Source organism: Leuconostoc suionicum, assembly GCF_001891125.1.
GTDB classification, from domain to species: Bacteria; Bacillota; Bacilli; order Lactobacillales; family Lactobacillaceae; genus Leuconostoc; species Leuconostoc suionicum.
Genome location: NZ_CP015247.1, coordinates 760,128 through 778,542, shown reverse-complemented (window position 1 = coordinate 778,542; position 18,415 = coordinate 760,128). Strand labels below are relative to the sequence as shown.

The following is an 18,415-nucleotide window of genomic DNA, read 5'->3' as shown; positions in this document are numbered from 1 at the left end:
CTCAATGATTAACGATGTAACGTATTTATTTTATAATATAACAAGGATAGACAATAAATAGCACCTTCAATAATGGTGATAAAGAAACTCACAGGCCAATTACTAATATAGCTCAAGTACAATCCCATCCAGGTGCCAAACAATGCAAACACAAACGAAAGCAATATCATATGATGGACAGACCTAACAATGTACTTGGCAGATGATGCAGGAACCGTTAACAAAGAAAATATCAATAATGATCCAACAATTTGCGCGGTCACACTGACAGTACATGCCACTAATATTAAGAATAGTAAAGAAATCCAGACGGTACCTTTAGCATTCAAATCAGAACCGATTGTATCAAAAGATATATACTTGAGTTTTCGATACATTAATAGCGTGATTAATAAAATAACGATAATTAAAACTAATAGCTCGTATAGATTTTCTTGGCTAATACCAACAATACTACCAAATAAAATGTTAGTGGCATAACTAGACTGCTTATTGGACAGAGACAAAAATAAAACACCCAATCCAATGAATATAGCTGAAAAAACACTAATAGAAGATTCCCGTTGGCTCAACCGGTTACCTGCGAGAGAAACAAATATTGAACTTAGTATCGTAAATAATAGCATGCCCCCAATGGGTGATATCCCAGCAAAAATAGCAAAACTTGCACCTGAAAAACTAATTTCAGATAAAGTATGTACATAAAAGGATGTTTTGCGTGCCACAACGAAAACACCAACAACTGCACAAATAATTGATATAAAAAAACTTGCTATGAACGCATACTGCATAAACGGATAATTAAACATGCGTACCCCCTTCTGAGGAAGAGCGCAATTCGTTCATTTCACCGTGGTGATTACTAATGTGCAGTTCATAATCACCAAACAAACTAACCAACTCCGGATCATGTGTAATGAAAATAACAGCTAACTGTTCTTGTGCAATAACTTTTTTAACTAGTTTCAAAAGATCAATCCGCGATTCATAATCCAAATTAGAGGTGCTTTCATCTAAAATTAACATCTTCGGATTGGCCATTAATGCTTGTGCCAAATAGGCACGCTGCTTTTCGCCACCTGAAACACGACCTAAAGCACGATTCTTAATCTCGTTTAAATTAGTTACAGATATAATTTTTTCTAAGTGTTTCTTTTCTGAGGGAGTTAGCCAAGGCGTCAGAGGATGAGTCAAATTCAACACTATAAAATCCTTTACGCTTAGCGGATACTCCGCATCAATATCTCTAAATTGTGGTACTAATTGAATGTCATCAAATTTAATGTGCAAATGAATTTCTGATTGATAACTATTTTTGTCTCTTGCTGCCTTTAGTAAATAATTAATTAGAGTTGTCTTGCCAACCCCGTTATCGCCGGTGATGCATAATAATGCCCCTGAGTAGGTTGAAAAAGAAAGTTGCCGAATTAATAGACTTCCTGGCACTTCAACATCCAACTGTTTAACTTCTAAAATTTTCTCAATCATATGATAACTACTGTTCTGATTTTTGGATTTTTTCTAACTGCTTATACTGACTCAACATCCATTGTTTGTAGTTTTTACCCTTAGGCATTGTTTCAGTAACATTTAATACCGGTACATTATGTTTCTTTGCTAACTTTACTAACTGCCCAACTGTTTTGTCAGTTGCTTGCGTGTTTTGAACAAAGAAGCTGATTTTTTTATTTTTAATATCATCTTGCATTGCCTTGATATCTTTGGGTGATGGGTCTGTACCATCTTCAACAGACTTAGAAAAGTGTGTATTGTTTTCAGAATACCCTAGCTCTTCCAAAGCGTAATCAAAAACCGGTTCACTTACATCAACTAACTTATTATCTGAATTCTTTTTTAATTCTTTTATTTTTGTTTGAATAGGCTCCAAGCTCGCAATATATTTTTTAGCATTTGCTTTAAAAGCAGCCTTATGTTTAGGATCTATTTTTGAAAACTTGTCAGCCAAGTAGTTTGCGAGTTTAGGCATGGTTTGGCTTTGATACCATAGGTGAGGATTATCACCATTTTTCTTACCTAAAATATCTTCACCAACTCGAACAGATTTAACATTTGCATTTTTTGCTAGCTTAGTCATCCAAGAGTCATAACCAATGCCATTGTATACAACTAAATCAGCCTTGGAAACTTCTGTAGCAACTTTGGCGCTTGGTTCATAGTCATGTGGATCAACATTAGGGTTCGTAATGACCGATTTAACTGTACCATACTGACCCAATACTTTTTCAGCTGCTTCACCATAGAAATCAACTGAGGAAACTACTTGGATATTTTTTGTATCAGCTCTCACTGTGCCGTTAGCAACAACAAATACGAAAAGCGCTAAAACAACGCCAATCACACTACCAAAAAAATACTTTTGTTTCATAATTCTATTTCCTACTTTCTCATCTATTCTAAAATTTATGTTGAGATAAACGTTTTGTTTAAGTTTGAAACATAAGAACTGCCTTCTCTCTATTAATGTTAAAAATATTTCTTTCTTATTATAGTAATCATTACTATTAAAGTCAACAAAAAGTAATGATTACTTTAAAAGAAAAAAAGCAACTATATTGTAAAAATATAGTTGCTTTTTTATAAATAAGGTAACTTAATGTCATGCTGTTTTGCTATTTTGCTGACACCGGTCACACAAACCAAACAATTCCAATTTTATGTTTAATACCAAAAATTCTTTCAATGATTCTTTTAATGCAGGAGACAAACTTGAATCTATTTTTATCACCCGGTGACAATTTTGACAAAAAAAGTGGCCATGTTGTGGCGAAACAAAGTCACATTGGAACTTGACATTCAGCTGACCATTTTCAGAACGTTGTTCAACGATGCCCAGCTCAGAGAATTCTTTGATGTTACGATAAGTTGTTGTATGGCTAACATTAGGATACAGTTGTTGCATAAAGTTATCGACATCAGTCACTGAGACGTATTGTGATTCAAATTTTGATAAGTATTTGAGGAGATCTTTGCGTTGTTTCGTTACACGAAATTCGCTATTTTGTAAGATATTCAACCCTTTTTTGTATTGTGTCTCTTCGTCTGTCATAGTATTACACTTTCATTATTCATCAAATTTACTTAACAATTATTATCTCTCATAATTATTATTTAGTCCACTGCTTTGTTCCAAAGCGGCAGTCGTTCTCGTTTGTTTCCTTAAAACTTGAAAAGTCTTTTTTTACTACTTCTAAATTCAAAAATGCTACAATAAGTTTACCAAGGCATCTTCACTCAATACTTGGGCTCGTGGCACATACAGCAAAGATATGTGCATCGTTTGTATCTATGATAAGGAGATATATTATGACAAAAATTAGTGAAGTTTTCCAAGAGTACAATTTTTCGGATGATAAGCTAACGCTGTTAGCTGGTCCATGCGCAATTGAATCATATGAAACATGTGCTGAGGTTGCCGAAAAATTAAAAGAAATTACTGACGAATTGGGTATCAACTTTGTTTTCAAATCATCATTCGATAAGGCCAATCGTAGTTCACTTGAATCTGATCGTGGTGCAGGAATGGCTCATGGCCTTGAAATTCTGAAAAAAATAAAAGAGACTTACAATGTCCCTATCGTTACTGATGTTCACGAATCTTACCAATGCGAACCAGTCGCAAAGGTCGCTGATGTATTACAGATTCCTGCCTATTTAAGCCGACAAACTGACCTCTTAATTGCCGCTGCCAAAACTGGTCGTGTTGTTAATATTAAAAAAGCTCAATTCATGGCACCAGAAGATATTCAAAGTGCTGTGCATAAGGTTGAAGAAACCAACAAACATATTTTAGTTACTGAGCGTGGTAGTATGTTTGGTTATCATCAGCTCGTAGTTGATATGACCAGTCTGATTCAAATGCGCGAGACCAATTTTCCTATCATCTACGATGCTACTCACTCTATCCAAATACCTAGTGGTTATGGTAACCATTCGGGTGGTAATAGAGATTATGCATTCCCATTGATGCGCGCAGCCTTAACGATTGGTGTCGCTGGCATCTTTGCAGAAGTACATCCCACCCCCCCAAAGGCTATTTCTGATCAGGATAGTCAATTGTATCTTTCCAAAATACGTCCAATCTTAGAGGTAGCTAACGACCTCTTCCATCAAAATCTCAAGATGAAGGCGGTTTATGATCATGAAGGTTTATTATGAAGACGCAAAGAAAACATTTGATGCTGAGATAGAAGCACTGAATCGCGTCAAAAGTTCACTGGGTAAATCATTTGATGAAGCAGTAGATAAAATTTTATCTACCAAGGGTCGCGTTATATTTATCGGCATTGGAAAATCTGGTATCATCGCTGATAAAATTGCTGCTTCATTTTCTTCAGTAGGCTTGGCAAGTTTCTATATTGATGCAGGAACAGCTTATCATGGTGATTTGGGACGTGTATCATCTGATGACGTTGTTATATTCATATCCAACAGTGGTGAAACACAAGAAGTACTCCAAGCCCTGTCAGCGCTACAAAATATCCATAACAACGAATTAGCAACTATTGCCTTGACAGGTTCTGAAGATTCGACTCTCGCAAAAAATACAGATATTGTGCTCTCAATTGATGTTGCTGAAGAAGCCGATATCACAAAGTTAGCTCCAACTAGTTCAACCACAGCCACACTTGTCATGGGAGATGCTTTGCTAGTTGCCATCGAAACTGCCAAAGAGTTTGATCGCGAAAGCTTCGCAATGTACCATCCTGGCGGCTCCATTGGAAAAATTTTGCTTCAAAACGTTAAAAACTCAATGCACACTAAGATTCCTTATGTTCATGTCGACACTTCAATCAATGAGGTAATCTACCGTATCAGTGACTACGGGATTGGTATTACCTTAGTCAAAGATGAACAAGAAAATGTGATTGGTATTATTACTGATGGCGATATTCGAAAAAAATTCCTCAATATCAGTAAAGTCAAAGGATCAACAGCAAAAGATTACATGACACAAGGTTTCATTAGCATTAGTGAAAACAAAAGAAATCGTGAAGCCTGGAGAAAAATGGCCAACTATAATATTTCCAACTTGGTTGTTTTGGATAAGGATAAAAAAGTTGTCGGTGTGGTCACCATTCATGATGTACTGGAATGATATTTGCTTTGTACCAAAAAAGACTGGAAAAACCTCCAGTCTTTTTTGATATAAACATATATAAAATCAGTTGAACTAACTCAATACTTTTCGCGAGACAACAATTGATATTAAAACGCCCAGACCGAGTGGTAATAACATTGCATAATTCAAATGACAAATTTCAAATATCATAAATAAGGCCATTAACGGTGCTTGTTGTGAGGCGGCAAGTAACGTGGCAGCACCTAGTATAGCTACTTCCCACATTGGAATACCTGGAACCAAATAAAATAAAAGACTACCAATAAATGCTCCTAGGACTGACCCGATGGCAATTGCGGGGGTCAAAGTCCCTCCAGCAGCACCAAATCGAATAGTCAATACGGTAACCACCATTTTTGTTAAAGCACCCAATAGCAATAAACTGACAGAAAGAAATCCTGCGCTGTTGATAGCCACTTGTGCTAATGACCGACCATTTCCCATCACTTCTGGAAATATTATGGAAATCAGTCCCGTGGTCAATCCCATCGCAGGCAATTGCCACAGAATGTTATTCTTGCGTGTTTGATTTTTTTCTGCCCATTGGCATAACTTTCGAAATAATGCCCCAGCAATACCACATAATGGTGCAATCACTAACACCACCAGCAAAGTGGCTACTGACAATTTTGCGTCCCCAACTAAGTAATATGGCTTAAATCCTTTGGCAATTGACCCAATAAGCATTGCAATCGTTGACATACTTAAGCTGACAGCAACTGTACGTACCGTCATTTTTTTTAATAAAATTTCAGTACAAAAAAACATTCCAGTTATTGGCGCAATGTATATTCCTGCAAAACCAGCGCCTGCGGCTGATGCAATTAGTAATTTACGATCATCACTAGATAACTGAGGCAGGTTCAATTTTTCAAACGCAGATGCTACTTTTTGGGCAAGCATAGCGCCGGCTTCTCGTGGAGCGAGCTCACGTCCCACTGAACCACCAGTACCTACATAAAATATTTGTGTCATGACATGAAGGATAGTTTGCCAAAAAGGCATCTTCTCGCCCGACAATGCTTTAGTAATGCCCACCGTTGGTTTTGTCTTTGTTCTTAAAAACCACCAAATAACAGCAGCAATCACACTACCGATAAACACTGAAAATAATCGGCGGACAGGTACTGTTCCGGTAGGAGCTGGTTGCCGAACAGTTTCTTCATAGCCCAAAAATAATTGTTCAACATACTCTAATAAAAGCCCTAAAAAAAGAGAACTGAGGCCAACGACAATGCCAATCAGAACTGTTTCACCAATTAAAATCATTAACTGATGTTTACTCTGATCAGATTTAACGTTGTTTTTCTGCAATGTGTTTTTCATAACAAGCACTCACCCTATCTCTCTGATAAATATTGAATTACCTCACTATTATATAATAACTAAACAAAAAAAGATGGCCCCTACAACAAATTACTTATCGTAATGGCCATCTTTCTACTTTATTAATTTTTTAAAACTGCAATCATAAAATCCATGAAGTCATGTACGAAGCGCTCAGACTTTACACCAACAGCCACTTTTGTTGTTGTCGGCTCAAGTAACCGCTCCCGATCGCCAATCGTTCGGCCATAATCTTTCGTTTTTTGATCGTAAGTCACGCGCATATTTAATGAAACTGTCATAACATAACTTGGATCTATCGCTACTGCAACGGCTAAAGGATCATGTAAGGCCGCTCCCCTATGGTCAATACCTAAATTATCATAAGCGTCAATATAATAGTCCATCAAATCAGCATAGGTTTGACCGGCTTTAGTTCCTAAATCACGCCACTTTTTTGTGTGTTCCTTTGTCAGTAGCGTACGGAGAGTCACATCTAAGCCTACCATTGTCAAGTGTTCTTGAGCAGTAAATACTTGATCTGCGGCCTGCGGGTCCTGATTAATATTTGCCTCTGTAAATGGTGTAACATTGCCAGGAACCGTTAAAGCACCACCCATTAATGTAGTGTTCCCAATCAACTTTGCAATCTTTGGATCAATTTGTAATGCTTTGGCTAAATTCGTCAATGGCCCAGTGGGTACATATACTAATTCATCTTGGTATTGATGAGCCATATTTATTAAGAACTGAATGCCACTTTCTTTTTCAATTGATCGTGGCGATTTTTCTAATAGGATATTCCCTACGCCATTGTCACCATGAATAGCTTTCGATATAGGCATTACCTCAAAATCATTAACTGTAGAAGCATGTGATTCACCTAAGTATACCGGTACTTCGTCAGCATGTAGCAAATGTAATAAATCTAATGTATTTTGTGCTGCAGTTTTCATTAGTGTATTGCCATAAGAAGCGATCACACCAATTAAATCCACTCGCGGATCACACACAGCTAAAGCCAAAGCTAGTGCATCATCAACACCAGTATCCAAGTCCAAAATCATTTTTGTTGATGCCATTTTAATTTCCCTCTTTGCGATATTGATTCATTTTCGGTACTTGTTCAACAAACCACTTTTCAAACGCTGTTGTGTCAATATCAACTGCCACCTGTGCATTCAATCGTCCTTCTGACCATCGATTTTGCGTGTCGGCAATCGTGGCGCCCGCAGCCGGTCCAGAAACAATAATATCAATCCAGTAATCTTTTACTGTATAAAATTCAGGATTTAATAGATAACAAATTGTATTGACATCATGCATAGGCTTACCACCTTCTGCAGTATCACCATAAGCTGTCATAACTTTCTGTAACATTTCACCTGCTTCCCCTTGACTGCCAATGGCATCTATTGTTTCAAAAGGTAATAGCGCCTTGAGCGTTACATCAAGACCAATCATAACAATTGGCACACCACTTTTGAAAACAATATCGGCTGCATCTGGATCAGTAAACACGTTAAATTCTGCAACTGAAGACACATTCCCGCCTGACAAAGAGCCGCCCATCAAAACAAATTTTTCAATCTTGTGAAGTAAACTTGGATATTTTTGGATTAACATTGCAATATTCGTATACGACCCAGTAGCAACAATAGTCATTGGCACGATTGCTGCTTCCAGTTCTTCGGCCATTGCAGTAACTGCATCTAATTTAATTGCTTCTTTTGTCACTTGAGGAAAATCATATCCAGGCATACCCGATTCGCCATGAATATAAGCAGCATCAGAGAAATCTTTTTTCAATGGTGCTGAGGCACCTTTTGCAACTGGAATTTGCGTTTGATGAAAAAATGTTGTCAACTTTAATAAATTATTGGTTGTTTTATCAACACTAACATTTCCAGCAACACTTGTTAACAGTTTGATATCAATGCTAGGATTGCTGAGGGCAATCGATAAAGCAACTGCATCGTCAATCCCTGGATCCATGTCTAAAATTATAGGTATCATCATTTCTCCTTTTAAGAATTTCTCTTTTGATTACCAGACGAACATTCCTGCTGTTGCAGCTGACAGTAATGAAACTAATATCCCTGACAACAACATGTACGGCACTCGTGCACTAATATAATCATTTTTTTCTTTGCTGACAAGTCCTTTGAAACAACCAATAATCATGCCTAGGGTTCCAAAGTTAGCAAAACTAGTAAGGAACACCGTCAAAACAATACGTGCATGTTCATTTGCAAAGAGTCCCTTACCGGCCATAATTGACTTTGAAACTTCACCCATGACAACAAACTCATTAGTTACCAATTTTGTACCCATGTATTGCGCAATTTGGAAAGCCTCGTGAACATTAAATCCCAGTAACCATGCAAATGGAAACATGATTACGCCAAAGATATTTTCTAATGTTAGCCAATGTAGCCCAGTTAAACTGAACAACTGATTGATTAATGCAGCCAAAGAAACAAACGCAATAACAGTAGCCGTAATAATTAAAATCAACTTTCCAGCGCCAAGAATTGAATCGCCTAAGAATGAAAAGAAAGGCTCCTTTTTACCGTTATCTGATGCAACACTGACGATAACATCTTCTTCAGGCGTCACTTTAGTGGGATTTAAAATCGTAGCAATGATAATAGCACCTAATATATTAAGTGGGATGGCGGTTAAAACGTATTTACCAGGAACCATTTGAGTATAAGAACCAATAATGGCCGAGGTGACACAGCTCATCGACATCATAGCGAGCGTAAAGTTTCTCCGCGCAGACATCATATCTAGTTGTGTTTTTGAAACAGCCAAGACTTCCGTATTTCCTAAAAACATCATTTCAATCGAAAAGAATGCTTCAAATTTTGGTTGCCCAGTTATAAAAGCGAGCCCCTTACCAATCCACTTAATCAGCCATGGTAGTAAACCAATATAGGTTAAGATATCAAACAAGGGCACAACCAATAAAATTGGCAACAAAGCAGAAGTAACAAAGTTAGGGCCCCCATTATTGGAAGTCAACCATTCAGGCAACGCAAATGCAATTCCTTGTGTTGCCACAGAAACAAGCCAATTGAAGCCATCAGCTGCAGCTTGTACAGCAATTTGTCCGGCTTTGAATTGAGTAAAAAACCAGGCTAGCAAAATCTCTAATGCCAGCACAATGCCGACTGATTTCCACTGAATATTTTTTCGATCCCTTGAAAACAGAGCTGCAATGGCAATAAAAACAAAAATACCAAGAATATTAGCAAATAAAAACATGAGTTATTCCTCTCTTGAACAAAATGCAAGTCAGTAAAACGTTTAACCAAAAACATTATAACACCAACTTTTTGAAAATGGAAGCGTTTTCAATTATTTTTTACTGGTACAATAGTTTAAGAACAATGTTTTTAAACTAAGGAGTAAAATGTGATGCGCAAAATCTCAATAAAAGATGTTGCCAAAAAAGCGGGCGTTTCCATTGCTGCTGTATCTCAAATTTTAAATAACAAAGGCCAACGATTTTCTGAGGCAACGACTGAAAAAGTACTTCAAGCACGAGATGAGCTAGGCTACGTTCCTAACAGCGCTGCAAGAAATCTTAAAGGCAGGCACAAACGCTTGATTGGTATCATAGTCCCTTCTTTCCGCATGCCTTTTTTTGCCGACATTATTCAAAGCATGCAAGCTAGTGCGCCATCCGATGTTAATTTAGTATTTCTAGGGTCAACCGATGAAAGTTTACAAGATGCAATTTTTTCCTTGGTTGAGCGTGGCGTAGAAGCATTAGTCTTTGGCCGTCACATTCCTAATCGGGCAGAGGTTAATACATTTTTAAAAAAACGTAATATACCGTATCTTGTGCTTGATCAAAACGCCGATATAAATGCACATGACATGGTTCAAACAAATGAATTTACAGGCGGAAGTATGGCAGCCAGTCATTTAATGTCTCTTGGTCATCGAGATATCGCTTTAATTTTACCAAATAATTTGACCGATAACATGCGGCAACGTCGAGCTGGTTTCTTAGACACGTTATCTACAGCAAATTTAACGCCAAAAACAATCATTACTACTACTTTGTCAAAACATGGCGGTTTGGCAGCTGTTCATCAACTTATTCAAAGTAAATCTACAGCAGCATTCATTTTAAATGATGAAATGGCTATCGGCGTTTTGCGTGGGTTGGCCTATCAAGACATTAAAGTACCTGATGATATTTCCATCATTGGTTATGATGATACAGACTATGCAGAATTTATGATTCCCACATTAACTACCATAGCACAACCTGTTTGGGAAATTGGTGAAACAGCTTTAAAAATGATTATCCGACGTCTCGATCACCCTAACCTCCCCCTGCAAACCGAATTTTTCGATGTTAAATTAGTTATTCGTGAATCGACCGGGCCAGTTAAAAATACAAAAGGCAACCACTAAGAAATTATGGTTGTTTTTTCTTGACATTATTTCTAAAATAACGTACACTGTGGTCAACCCTTAATTTAGTAAAACGTTTAACCAACTTTGACATTTTAAGGAGTAATCGTTATGAAAAATAAGGTTGTTGTTATCGGTAGTCTCAATATTGATACTATTCAAATGATTGATAGATTACCTAACCAAGGAGAAACCATCACTGTTAACAATCAAGCAAGTACATTTGGTGGTAAAGGTGCCAATCAGGCAGTTGCAGCTGCTCGTCAAGGAGCTGATGTAACAATGATTGGTGCTGTAGGTGATGATGACCGTGGACATGCCTTCAAACAATTATTAAGTGATGAAGGGATTTCAACGGATTACATTTTTACAAAGAGCCAGTTTACTGGTTCCGCCACTATAATGTTGGAGCCAGATGGACATAACACGATTATGGTATATGGTGGCGCGAATATGAATTTAACCAGCGCCGATGTGGAAAAAGCGCGCAATATAATTGCTAATGCTGATGTAATCGTAGCACAGCTTGAAGTCCCTACTGAAGCCATTGTTGCTGGATTTAATATCGCTAAGGAAAATGGCGTACTAACTATATTAAATCCTGCACCTATTACTTCAAATCTTGATTCAAATATTATTTCGTCTACTGATTTAATCATACCAAACGAAACTGAAGCTGCTGCCCTAGCTCACACTGAGCCAACCACAAAACAATCATCGTTAGCATCACTTACTTCCAAATTAAATAAAGTAGGTTTTTCCAACGTAGTGGTTACACTTGGCAGTGATGGTGTTTACTATCATGTCAATGAATCGGCCGATATTTTACCTATTTTCAAGGTAAATGCCGTTGATACTACTGCTGCTGGTGACACATTCATTGGTACTTTTTCAGCTAATATTGACGAAAACTTGTCAAATCTACCAAGTGTCATTCGACGTAGTTGCCTTGCTAGTTCAATAGCTGTCAGCCGATCTGGTGCAATAGCCTCGATTCCAAATAAAAAAGACGTTGACGCTGGTTTGCTCGCTAATGCGGCTATGACGGAATGAGGCTTATCATGAATGAAAAAGATTTCCAAAAAAAGCAAGCGGCCCTCGCCGCTTTAAATTATATTCAGACCGATATGATTGTCGGACTAGGAACTGGTTCAACTGTTTCTTATTTTCTAGATGCTTTAGCTGCTTCTCAATATAACATCATCGGTGTGACCACTTCAACAATTACTAGTCAGCGATGCGCAGAATTAAATATTCCAATTGTCGACATTGATGCCATTGACCATATTGACATTACAGTTGATGGTGCAGACGAAGTCGACTCCTACCTTAACGGTATAAAAGGTGGCGGGGCTGCCCTGCTGATGGAGAAAATAGTGGCTAAAAACTCAAAGGAAAATATCTGGATTGTTGATCGCAGTAAGGTGCACAACACACTAGGTGCGTTCCCATTGCCCGTAGAGGTTATTCCCTACGGTAGCGGTCAGTTGTTACGACAATTTGCCAATAAAGGTTTATTTCCCAAGCTACGTCGTCATCCGGGCAATAACCAACCCATTATCACTGATGCTGGTCACTACATTATTGATTGCCATATGACCACAATCAGCAATCCATATGCTCTCGCCGAATATCTTGAAAGCCAAGTTGGCGTTGTCGAGCACGGTTTGTTTTTAAATGTTTGTGATCGAATAATTATTGGCGATAACACGGTAGAAATTAAAGAACGACAGCAAGCTCATATGGAGATAAACTGATGTACATGATATATATTGCACTTGCCATTGGAGCTGGTTTAATTTTGGCCGCTCAAAATGCCGTTAATGCGCAGTTAAGTTTTTTGCTCAAATCTCCCCTCGTTGCTTGTTTTATGGCCTATATTGTTGGTTCATTTTTATTGCTCATTCTGACTATTACTCTGGGTGACTTTTCAAAGATAGCGCTTATCTTCTCAGCACCAATATGGATGACAACAGGTGGTCTTTTCGGGTTGGTATTCATTACAAGTTGTATTATTCTTTTCCCAAAAATTGGGTCTGTGGAAACAGTCATGTTTCCAACATTAGGGCAAATTCTATCCGGTATGTTTTTTGAAACCTTTGGATGGTTTAATACAACAGTTGTTATGATTTCTGTGACTCGCATCATTGGTATCATCATTCTTTTAGCTGGCACTTATATTGCTGTGGTATTATCGGCTCGACACTCAGCTATAGAATTGGCACGTAGTGAACACTCAAAATCACAAATGCTAAATCGTCTCTGGGCTTTTGGAGCTGGTATTTTGTGCACTGTGCAGTCTACCTTTAATGGTCAGCTAGGTCATTACATCAAAAGCCCAATTGTTAGCGCATTATGGGCCTTCATAATCGGATTGGTTGTGCTTGCTTTTTTGAAAAATAACAATTGGCGTCATTTGCGCATTGGTATCCGTCTGTCACAAACTTGGTTTGCTGGTTTGGCTGGTGCTGCTTTTGTAACCCTTATGTCGCTTCTCATCCTACCGTTAGGTCCAGGTCTTACGGTTAGTATTTCAACACTAGGTGTTATGATTGGCGCCATGCTTATTCAACAATTTGGTTTATTTCAGTCAAAACAGCAATCAATTTCTATCTATCAAATAATTGGTGTTATTGGTATGTTGATTGGCATTTTAATTATTAAAATATACTAATACTTAAAAACATTACTTGGATAATGTTTTTTTGTTTGCTAGTGAACAAACCATTCTCTTGCAACTCCTAAATTCTTGACCTACTATAAGATTATAGTACGAAGAAAGTAGGTCTATATTTATGACATTTCATGAACTAAGCGACGGTCAACACTTACCAGAAATTGGTTTCGGCACATATAAATTAAATGGCTTTGCAGGAACACAATCAATTTTATCCGCAATTGATGCTGGTTATCGTCTATTTGACACAGCCTTTAATTACCAGAACGAAGGTACTGTTGGACAAGCTATACAACAATCGCATGTCAATCGAGATGAATTAATCATCACCTCAAAGCTTCCAGGGAAGTATTACAGTAGTTATCAAGACTCAATTGATCTAATTCAAGAATCCTTGTATCGAAGTAAGTTAGATTACTTTGACTTGTACCTATTACATTGGCCCAACCCAATTGATGATCATTATCTAGAAGCTTGGCACACACTCATTCAGGCGCAAAAGTTTGGTCTTGTTAAATCAATCGGTGTTTGCAATTTTCTACCTGAACATATTGAACGTTTAAAAAAAGAAACAGACATATTACCAGTTGTTAACCAAGTTGAGTTGCATCCTTATTTCAATCAGCAGGAATTGCGTGAATACAATAACACTCAAAATATTTTAACACAGGCTTGGAGCCCATTAGGGCGTGCAAGTGCCCTTTTGAAAGACCCTGTTTTAGTTGAATTAGCTAAAAAATACCACAAAAATATTGGTCAGCTCGTGTTGAAATGGGAAATATCTCTTGGTGTATTGCCTATTCCTAAAGCAAGCAGTTACGCAAGACAAAAAGGTAATCTAGATCTTTTTGATTTTGAAATTAGTTCATCTGATATGCAACGTATCAACGATCTAACAAAACCAGATGGCAGAATAAATAATCAAGATCCTGCAGTTTATCAAGAATTTTAATCAATAAAAAAGCAGTCAACTCCTAATCATAGTTGGCTGCTTTTTACTAATTTAACGAGATTACACGCTATTTCACACCGCTAGCAACATCAGCATGATAAATATACGAGCGTGTCATTGGTAGATTTGTACCAGAAGGCCCCTTGGTAAGCAAATATTGAACAACGTCAATGTTTCCTGATTCGAAGGAAGCCGCACAAGCTTGTAAATATAAATCCCACATTCTGTAAAAACGTTCGCCGTATTTTGAAATAACTTCCTCTTCAACTTTGTGGAAATTAGCCGTCCAAATTTCCAATGTTTTCTGATAATGACGACGTAATGGCTCAATATCATCAACCTGCAAAGAAGCATCAATAATGTGTCCCACGTTTTCCGCTATATTTGGAATATAACCACCTGGGAAAATGTATTTATTGATCCAAGCATCAACACCTGCACCCTTATGCTGTCCAGTGATACCATGAATTAATGCTGTGCCGTTTTCTGTCAAAAGATGATCTACTTGTTTAAAGTATTCACCTAAATTCTCTTTCCCAACATGTTCAAACATACCAACAGAAGTTACATGGTCATAAGTATCTTTAAGTTCTCGATAATCTTCTAGATAAACATGAACGCGACCTTCTAGGCCCTCTTCTTTTATTTTATTAGAAACAAAATCATATTGTTGTTGACTAAGCGTTACACCAGTGGCTTCCAAGTTGTATTCTTTAGCTGCAGTGAACAGTAATGTCCCCCAGCCACATCCGATGTCTAATAAAGTTTCACCTGATTGTGCATGAAGTTTATTTAAAATATGGCGTACTTTGTTCCATTGTGCATCTTCAAGCGTGTCTTTTTCGCTAACGAAGTAAGCACAAGAATAAGTCATTGTGGAATCCAACCACATTTTATAAAAATCATTACCGATATCATAATGACTCTGTACATCCGCCTTACTCTTGTTCTCCGAATGTGAGTGTTTAGGAATAAGCTTAGAAAACTTCGATCCATTCAAAAAGCTTTCTTTGGAATCATACGCAACCTTAACCAATTGTTGTAGATTACCTTTAATTTCAATTTTCCCATCCATGTATGCTTCACCAAAAGTGAGCGAAGCATGAGCCATAATGTCTTTGATCGGTATGACTTCATGAAGGATGATTGTGGCAATTGGGTCACCTTGACCGTAACTTACCTTTTCCCCATCCCAAAATTCAACGTCGATTGGGGCGTCGAAACTAGCTTTAAAAATCTGTTTATAAATCGTCTTGTCAAGCATAATTTCCCCTTTACCTACTATATTGGTATTGTAAGAAAACATCTAAAAAAAGTCAACTATCGCAAGTATTTCTCAACATTCTTAACAAAAGTGATAATTTAATCAGATAAATTTCACTGCCAATATTTGTTTCCAATTAAGACACTCATACCCATTCCACCCGCCACACACAACGTAACAAGCCCCAAAGCAGGACGTTCAATTTGGTTTAAACTATTCAATAACCTTGACACCAATATGGCACCAGTCGCACCATACGGATGTCCATAGGCCAATGCTCCGCCTAATGGATTAAGCTGTTTCTCTGATATACCAAGCTGTTCACAACATAAAATTCCTTGTACTGCAAATGCCTCGTTAAGCTCAACGACATCAATATCGGAAATGGTTAAGTGATGCCTATTTAATAACTTTTTAGTAGCATATACTGGACCCAATATAAATTCTTCAGGTAAAACCCCCACTGTAGCTTGATCTAGATAGTATCCTTGGGCGACATCAACTTTATTATATTTCTTTAAAATAACCGTGGCTGCACCATCATTTATTGGACAACTATTTCCTGCTGTCACTGTTCCGTTTTGTCGAAAAGCAGCTTTAAGTTCAGCCAGCTGATCGATAGAAGTATTAAAACGAGGACATTGATCTTTAGTGATTAACTTTTTACCAAAACCAAACGGTACAATTTCTTGATTTATTGTTTCTTGTTCATCAGCTTTTTTAGCCTTAAGTTGACTTTTGAAGGCATATTCATCTTGCTTAACTCTTGAAACATGATATTTTTCACTCATGTTTTCTGCAATGATACCCATATCTAAATCCATTTGACCTTGTGGTACCATTGGAAATCTTTTAATTATTTTATTTGTTTGACGATCTAATACAATGTTAGCCCTGGAAGTGCTTTCAACGCCACCAGCTAAAACAATTTGCGCATCACCACTCAAAATACTTTGAACACCTGAAATAACAGCCATCAGTCCAGAAGCACACTGGCAATCAATTGTGTAGGCTGGTTTTGAGAGTGGAATTTCCGAAGCAATAGCACATCTTCTAGCTAAATTACCACCTAAATTAGTGACATTGCCTACTAGAATTTGATCAATACTTTTTATTGAAAATCCTGGTATTAACTTCACTTGCTTTTGAAACAACTGTGAAAAAAGCTCTTCCGGTGTTTTATTTGCATAGATGCCGTTCACTTTTCCAATTGGTAACCTTTTAGCGCTGACAATCGTTGCTTTAGGAAGTATTTTTTTCATTGATATGTACCCTTTTCATATAAAGACACTAGCTCTTTTCTAGAAATTTTATGACTAGCTGTTTCGGGAATTTGCTCAACACTAATATATTCTGATGGTATTTTATATTTTGGAAGAAAGTTAGCTAAATTTTTATTTAATTTTTCTATATTTATTAAATTTGTTGTTGTCATCACTATAATGTTTTCACCATAAGAAGGATTGGGAACACCGAAGACAACAACATCACTCAAATATTTTCGCAAAATTACTTCAATTTCACTTGGGTAAACTTTATTACCACCGTGATTAATGACATCGCTTTCTCGAGCATAAATAAACAGTTGATTGTTTTTTATAGTGCCAACATCATCCATCAAGACTGGTGCTTGAAAAGCATCCCCAATATATCCACTAAATAAATAGGGACTCTTCACCATTAAAGTTTTCTCTTTTGTAAAATTGACACTAACATTAGGAAATAACTGACCAACACAAGACTCCTTTTTACCACCATCAACTCGCTGCCAAGCAACTAAGCTAGTTTCTGAAGAACCATAAAGTTCATATAATTTCACTTCACCAAGATTTTCTTTCCATTTTAATATAATCTGATTAGTCAATTCACCGCCACATGACACAATTCCATTAATATTTTGAAAAGTATGTTTAAATTGTGGCACATGCGATAAATATGTTGGCACAGTGAAAAGCATTGTTTTCATTTTATTTTTAATAATGTCTGCTTTATCAAAAGTATAGAACGTTTTTCCAAAATATAAACTAAGAAGTAATGTATGCATGCCTAGCGATGTTGTCAATGGGCTGGTAGTCGTTATACCTTGATATTCTTCTAGCTCATATATTTTATTACAAATTTCAAAGCCTATTCGCCAAGATTGCCAATTTCTCTGATACATTTTGGGAAGTCCTGTTGTTCCGGAAGTAGCACCACAAAACAATAAACCTTCCTCAAAATGCTCTAAAGAGTCATCAGTAGGCACAACATCTGTTATGAATTGCCATTGATTCGCAACATTAATGAGTATTTTGTCTAGTTTATCTGTGTCATGTTGACTAATCACTATTGGAGTACGTTTGGCATAATGAACAGCAAGAAATTGACAAATAAATAATACACTTGAATTTCCGACTAATACAATGTATTTCTTTTTTAAAGAATATTGTTTTACCAACTCTTGAGCATATTTTGATAAGTCATTATAGCTATAATTTTGATTAGCCGAAACAACTGCTGTTTTTGTGCCAAATTTGGATACTATTTCGTCAAAATTAAAAATCTCCATTTTTTGTCAACCTCTTTTTATAAAAGGTTAACAAAAAGTAGAGATCAACGCAACTATACTAAATGAATAAAAAA

The 18,415-nt window shown here is 37.0% G+C and carries 18 protein-coding genes; 7 read left to right on the top strand and 11 right to left on the bottom strand.

Annotation, left to right across the window (positions count from 1 at the left end; all coding sequences use genetic code 11):
• Nucleotides 1-8 precede the first annotated feature (8 nt).
• The 4 genes from A6B45_RS03970 to A6B45_RS03955 all read right to left on the bottom strand — a co-directional run bounded on the left by A6B45_RS03970 (nt 9) and on the right by A6B45_RS03955 (nt 3,067).
• Nucleotides 9-809, bottom strand: a complete 801-nt coding sequence (locus A6B45_RS03970) for a metal ABC transporter permease (RefSeq protein WP_072613446.1) — start codon at nt 807-809, stop codon at nt 9-11.
• Complete coding sequence (locus A6B45_RS03965) at nt 802-1,488, bottom strand: ATP-binding cassette domain-containing protein (RefSeq protein ID WP_072613445.1); 687 nt, start codon at nt 1,486-1,488, stop codon at nt 802-804. Before A6B45_RS03965 ends, A6B45_RS03970 begins: the two co-directional genes overlap by 8 nt.
• 7 nt (nt 1,489-1,495) lie before the next feature.
• Complete coding sequence (locus tag A6B45_RS03960; RefSeq protein WP_072613444.1) at nt 1,496-2,386, bottom strand: metal ABC transporter solute-binding protein; 891 nt, start codon at nt 2,384-2,386, stop codon at nt 1,496-1,498.
• A 231-nt stretch (nt 2,387-2,617) separates the two neighbouring features.
• Nucleotides 2,618-3,067, bottom strand: coding sequence for a Fur family transcriptional regulator (locus A6B45_RS03955; protein ID WP_072613443.1), 450 nt, complete (start codon nt 3,065-3,067; stop codon nt 2,618-2,620).
• 257 nt (nt 3,068-3,324) lie between these two features.
• Here A6B45_RS03955 and kdsA point away from each other — a divergent pair, with 257 nt between their 5' ends.
• Nucleotides 3,325-4,176, top strand: coding sequence for a 3-deoxy-8-phosphooctulonate synthase (gene kdsA / locus A6B45_RS03950; RefSeq protein ID WP_072613442.1), 852 nt, complete (start codon nt 3,325-3,327; stop codon nt 4,174-4,176).
• The gene (locus A6B45_RS03945; protein WP_072613441.1) at nt 4,160-5,116 is read left to right on the top strand and encodes a KpsF/GutQ family sugar-phosphate isomerase; all 957 of its coding nucleotides are present in this window, start codon (nt 4,160-4,162) and stop codon (nt 5,114-5,116) included. Before kdsA ends, A6B45_RS03945 begins: the two co-directional genes overlap by 17 nt.
• Before the next feature lie 75 nt (nt 5,117-5,191).
• Here the strand turns inward: A6B45_RS03945 and A6B45_RS03940 are convergent, their stop codons facing one another.
• The 4 genes from A6B45_RS03940 to A6B45_RS03925 form a co-directional block, all read right to left on the bottom strand.
• Nucleotides 5,192-6,466, bottom strand: a complete 1,275-nt coding sequence (locus A6B45_RS03940) for a chloride channel protein (RefSeq protein WP_072613440.1) — start codon at nt 6,464-6,466, stop codon at nt 5,192-5,194.
• Between the two features lie 122 nt (nt 6,467-6,588).
• Nucleotides 6,589-7,548, bottom strand: a complete 960-nt coding sequence (locus A6B45_RS03935; RefSeq protein ID WP_072613439.1) for a nucleoside hydrolase — start codon at nt 7,546-7,548, stop codon at nt 6,589-6,591.
• Nucleotide 7,549: 1 nt separating this feature from the next.
• Nucleotides 7,550-8,482, bottom strand: a complete 933-nt coding sequence (gene rihC, locus A6B45_RS03930; protein WP_072613438.1) for a ribonucleoside hydrolase RihC — start codon at nt 8,480-8,482, stop codon at nt 7,550-7,552.
• A gap of 30 nt (nt 8,483-8,512) precedes the next feature.
• The gene (locus A6B45_RS03925; RefSeq protein ID WP_072613437.1) at nt 8,513-9,736 is read right to left on the bottom strand and encodes a NupC/NupG family nucleoside CNT transporter; all 1,224 of its coding nucleotides are present in this window, start codon (nt 9,734-9,736) and stop codon (nt 8,513-8,515) included.
• 153 nt (nt 9,737-9,889) lie between these two features.
• Here A6B45_RS03925 and rbsR point away from each other — a divergent pair, with 153 nt between their 5' ends.
• The 5 genes from rbsR (at nt 9,890) to A6B45_RS03900 (ending at nt 14,529) form a co-directional block, all read left to right on the top strand.
• Nucleotides 9,890-10,900, top strand: coding sequence for a ribose utilization transcriptional repressor RbsR (gene rbsR, locus A6B45_RS03920; protein WP_072613436.1), 1,011 nt, complete (start codon nt 9,890-9,892; stop codon nt 10,898-10,900).
• A 111-nt stretch (nt 10,901-11,011) separates the two neighbouring features.
• On the top strand, nt 11,012-11,953 hold the full coding sequence (gene rbsK / locus A6B45_RS03915; protein ID WP_072613435.1) for a ribokinase: 942 nt from the start codon (nt 11,012-11,014) through the stop codon (nt 11,951-11,953).
• A gap of 8 nt (nt 11,954-11,961) precedes the next feature.
• On the top strand, nt 11,962-12,657 hold the full coding sequence (rpiA, locus tag A6B45_RS03910) for a ribose-5-phosphate isomerase RpiA (protein ID WP_072613434.1): 696 nt from the start codon (nt 11,962-11,964) through the stop codon (nt 12,655-12,657).
• The gene (locus tag A6B45_RS03905; RefSeq protein WP_072613433.1) at nt 12,657-13,574 is read left to right on the top strand and encodes a DMT family transporter; all 918 of its coding nucleotides are present in this window, start codon (nt 12,657-12,659) and stop codon (nt 13,572-13,574) included. Before rpiA ends, A6B45_RS03905 begins: the two co-directional genes overlap by 1 nt.
• A 121-nt stretch (nt 13,575-13,695) precedes the next feature.
• Entirely contained in the window at nt 13,696-14,529 is an 834-nt protein-coding gene (locus A6B45_RS03900) for an aldo/keto reductase (protein ID WP_072613432.1), read from the top strand.
• Between the two features lie 67 nt (nt 14,530-14,596).
• Here A6B45_RS03900 and A6B45_RS03895 read toward each other — a convergent pair whose 3' ends face one another.
• The 3 genes from A6B45_RS03895 to A6B45_RS03885 form a co-directional block, all read right to left on the bottom strand.
• The gene (locus A6B45_RS03895; RefSeq protein ID WP_072613431.1) at nt 14,597-15,793 is read right to left on the bottom strand and encodes an SAM-dependent methyltransferase; all 1,197 of its coding nucleotides are present in this window, start codon (nt 15,791-15,793) and stop codon (nt 14,597-14,599) included.
• A gap of 113 nt (nt 15,794-15,906) precedes the next feature.
• Nucleotides 15,907-17,055, bottom strand: coding sequence for a thiolase family protein (locus tag A6B45_RS03890; protein WP_072613430.1), 1,149 nt, complete (start codon nt 17,053-17,055; stop codon nt 15,907-15,909).
• The gene (locus A6B45_RS03885) at nt 17,052-18,341 is read right to left on the bottom strand and encodes an AMP-binding protein (RefSeq protein ID WP_072613429.1); all 1,290 of its coding nucleotides are present in this window, start codon (nt 18,339-18,341) and stop codon (nt 17,052-17,054) included. The genes A6B45_RS03890 and A6B45_RS03885 overlap by 4 nt, the downstream gene beginning before the upstream one ends.
• Nucleotides 18,342-18,415: the final 74 nt, after the last annotated feature.

Bases quoted from the DNA above. Each gene is read 5' to 3' on its own strand.
- A6B45_RS03890 (WP_072613430.1), bottom strand. From the start codon at position 17,055: ATGAAAAAAATACTTCCTAAAGCAACGATTGTCAGCGCTAAAAGGTTA.
- A6B45_RS03970 (WP_072613446.1), bottom strand. From the start codon at position 809: ATGTTTAATTATCCGTTTATGCAGTATGCGTTCATAGCAAGTTTTTTT.
- A6B45_RS03965 (WP_072613445.1), bottom strand. From the start codon at position 1,488: ATGATTGAGAAAATTTTAGAAGTTAAACAGTTGGATGTTGAAGTGCCA.
- A6B45_RS03885 (WP_072613429.1), bottom strand. From the start codon at position 18,341: ATGGAGATTTTTAATTTTGACGAAATAGTATCCAAATTTGGCACAAAA.
- rpiA (WP_072613434.1), top strand. From the start codon at position 11,962: ATGAATGAAAAAGATTTCCAAAAAAAGCAAGCGGCCCTCGCCGCTTTA.
- A6B45_RS03895 (WP_072613431.1), bottom strand. From the start codon at position 15,793: ATGCTTGACAAGACGATTTATAAACAGATTTTTAAAGCTAGTTTCGAC.
- A6B45_RS03955 (WP_072613443.1), bottom strand. From the start codon at position 3,067: ATGACAGACGAAGAGACACAATACAAAAAAGGGTTGAATATCTTACAA.
- rbsR (WP_072613436.1), top strand. From the start codon at position 9,890: ATGCGCAAAATCTCAATAAAAGATGTTGCCAAAAAAGCGGGCGTTTCC.
- A6B45_RS03940 (WP_072613440.1), bottom strand. From the start codon at position 6,466: ATGAAAAACACATTGCAGAAAAACAACGTTAAATCTGATCAGAGTAAA.
- kdsA (WP_072613442.1), top strand. From the start codon at position 3,325: ATGACAAAAATTAGTGAAGTTTTCCAAGAGTACAATTTTTCGGATGAT.
- A6B45_RS03905 (WP_072613433.1), top strand. From the start codon at position 12,657: ATGTACATGATATATATTGCACTTGCCATTGGAGCTGGTTTAATTTTG.
- rbsK (WP_072613435.1), top strand. From the start codon at position 11,012: ATGAAAAATAAGGTTGTTGTTATCGGTAGTCTCAATATTGATACTATT.
- A6B45_RS03925 (WP_072613437.1), bottom strand. From the start codon at position 9,736: ATGTTTTTATTTGCTAATATTCTTGGTATTTTTGTTTTTATTGCCATT.
- A6B45_RS03900 (WP_072613432.1), top strand. From the start codon at position 13,696: ATGACATTTCATGAACTAAGCGACGGTCAACACTTACCAGAAATTGGT.
- A6B45_RS03960 (WP_072613444.1), bottom strand. From the start codon at position 2,386: ATGAAACAAAAGTATTTTTTTGGTAGTGTGATTGGCGTTGTTTTAGCG.
- A6B45_RS03935 (WP_072613439.1), bottom strand. From the start codon at position 7,548: ATGGCATCAACAAAAATGATTTTGGACTTGGATACTGGTGTTGATGAT.
- A6B45_RS03945 (WP_072613441.1), top strand. From the start codon at position 4,160: ATGAAGGTTTATTATGAAGACGCAAAGAAAACATTTGATGCTGAGATA.
- rihC (WP_072613438.1), bottom strand. From the start codon at position 8,482: ATGATACCTATAATTTTAGACATGGATCCAGGGATTGACGATGCAGTT.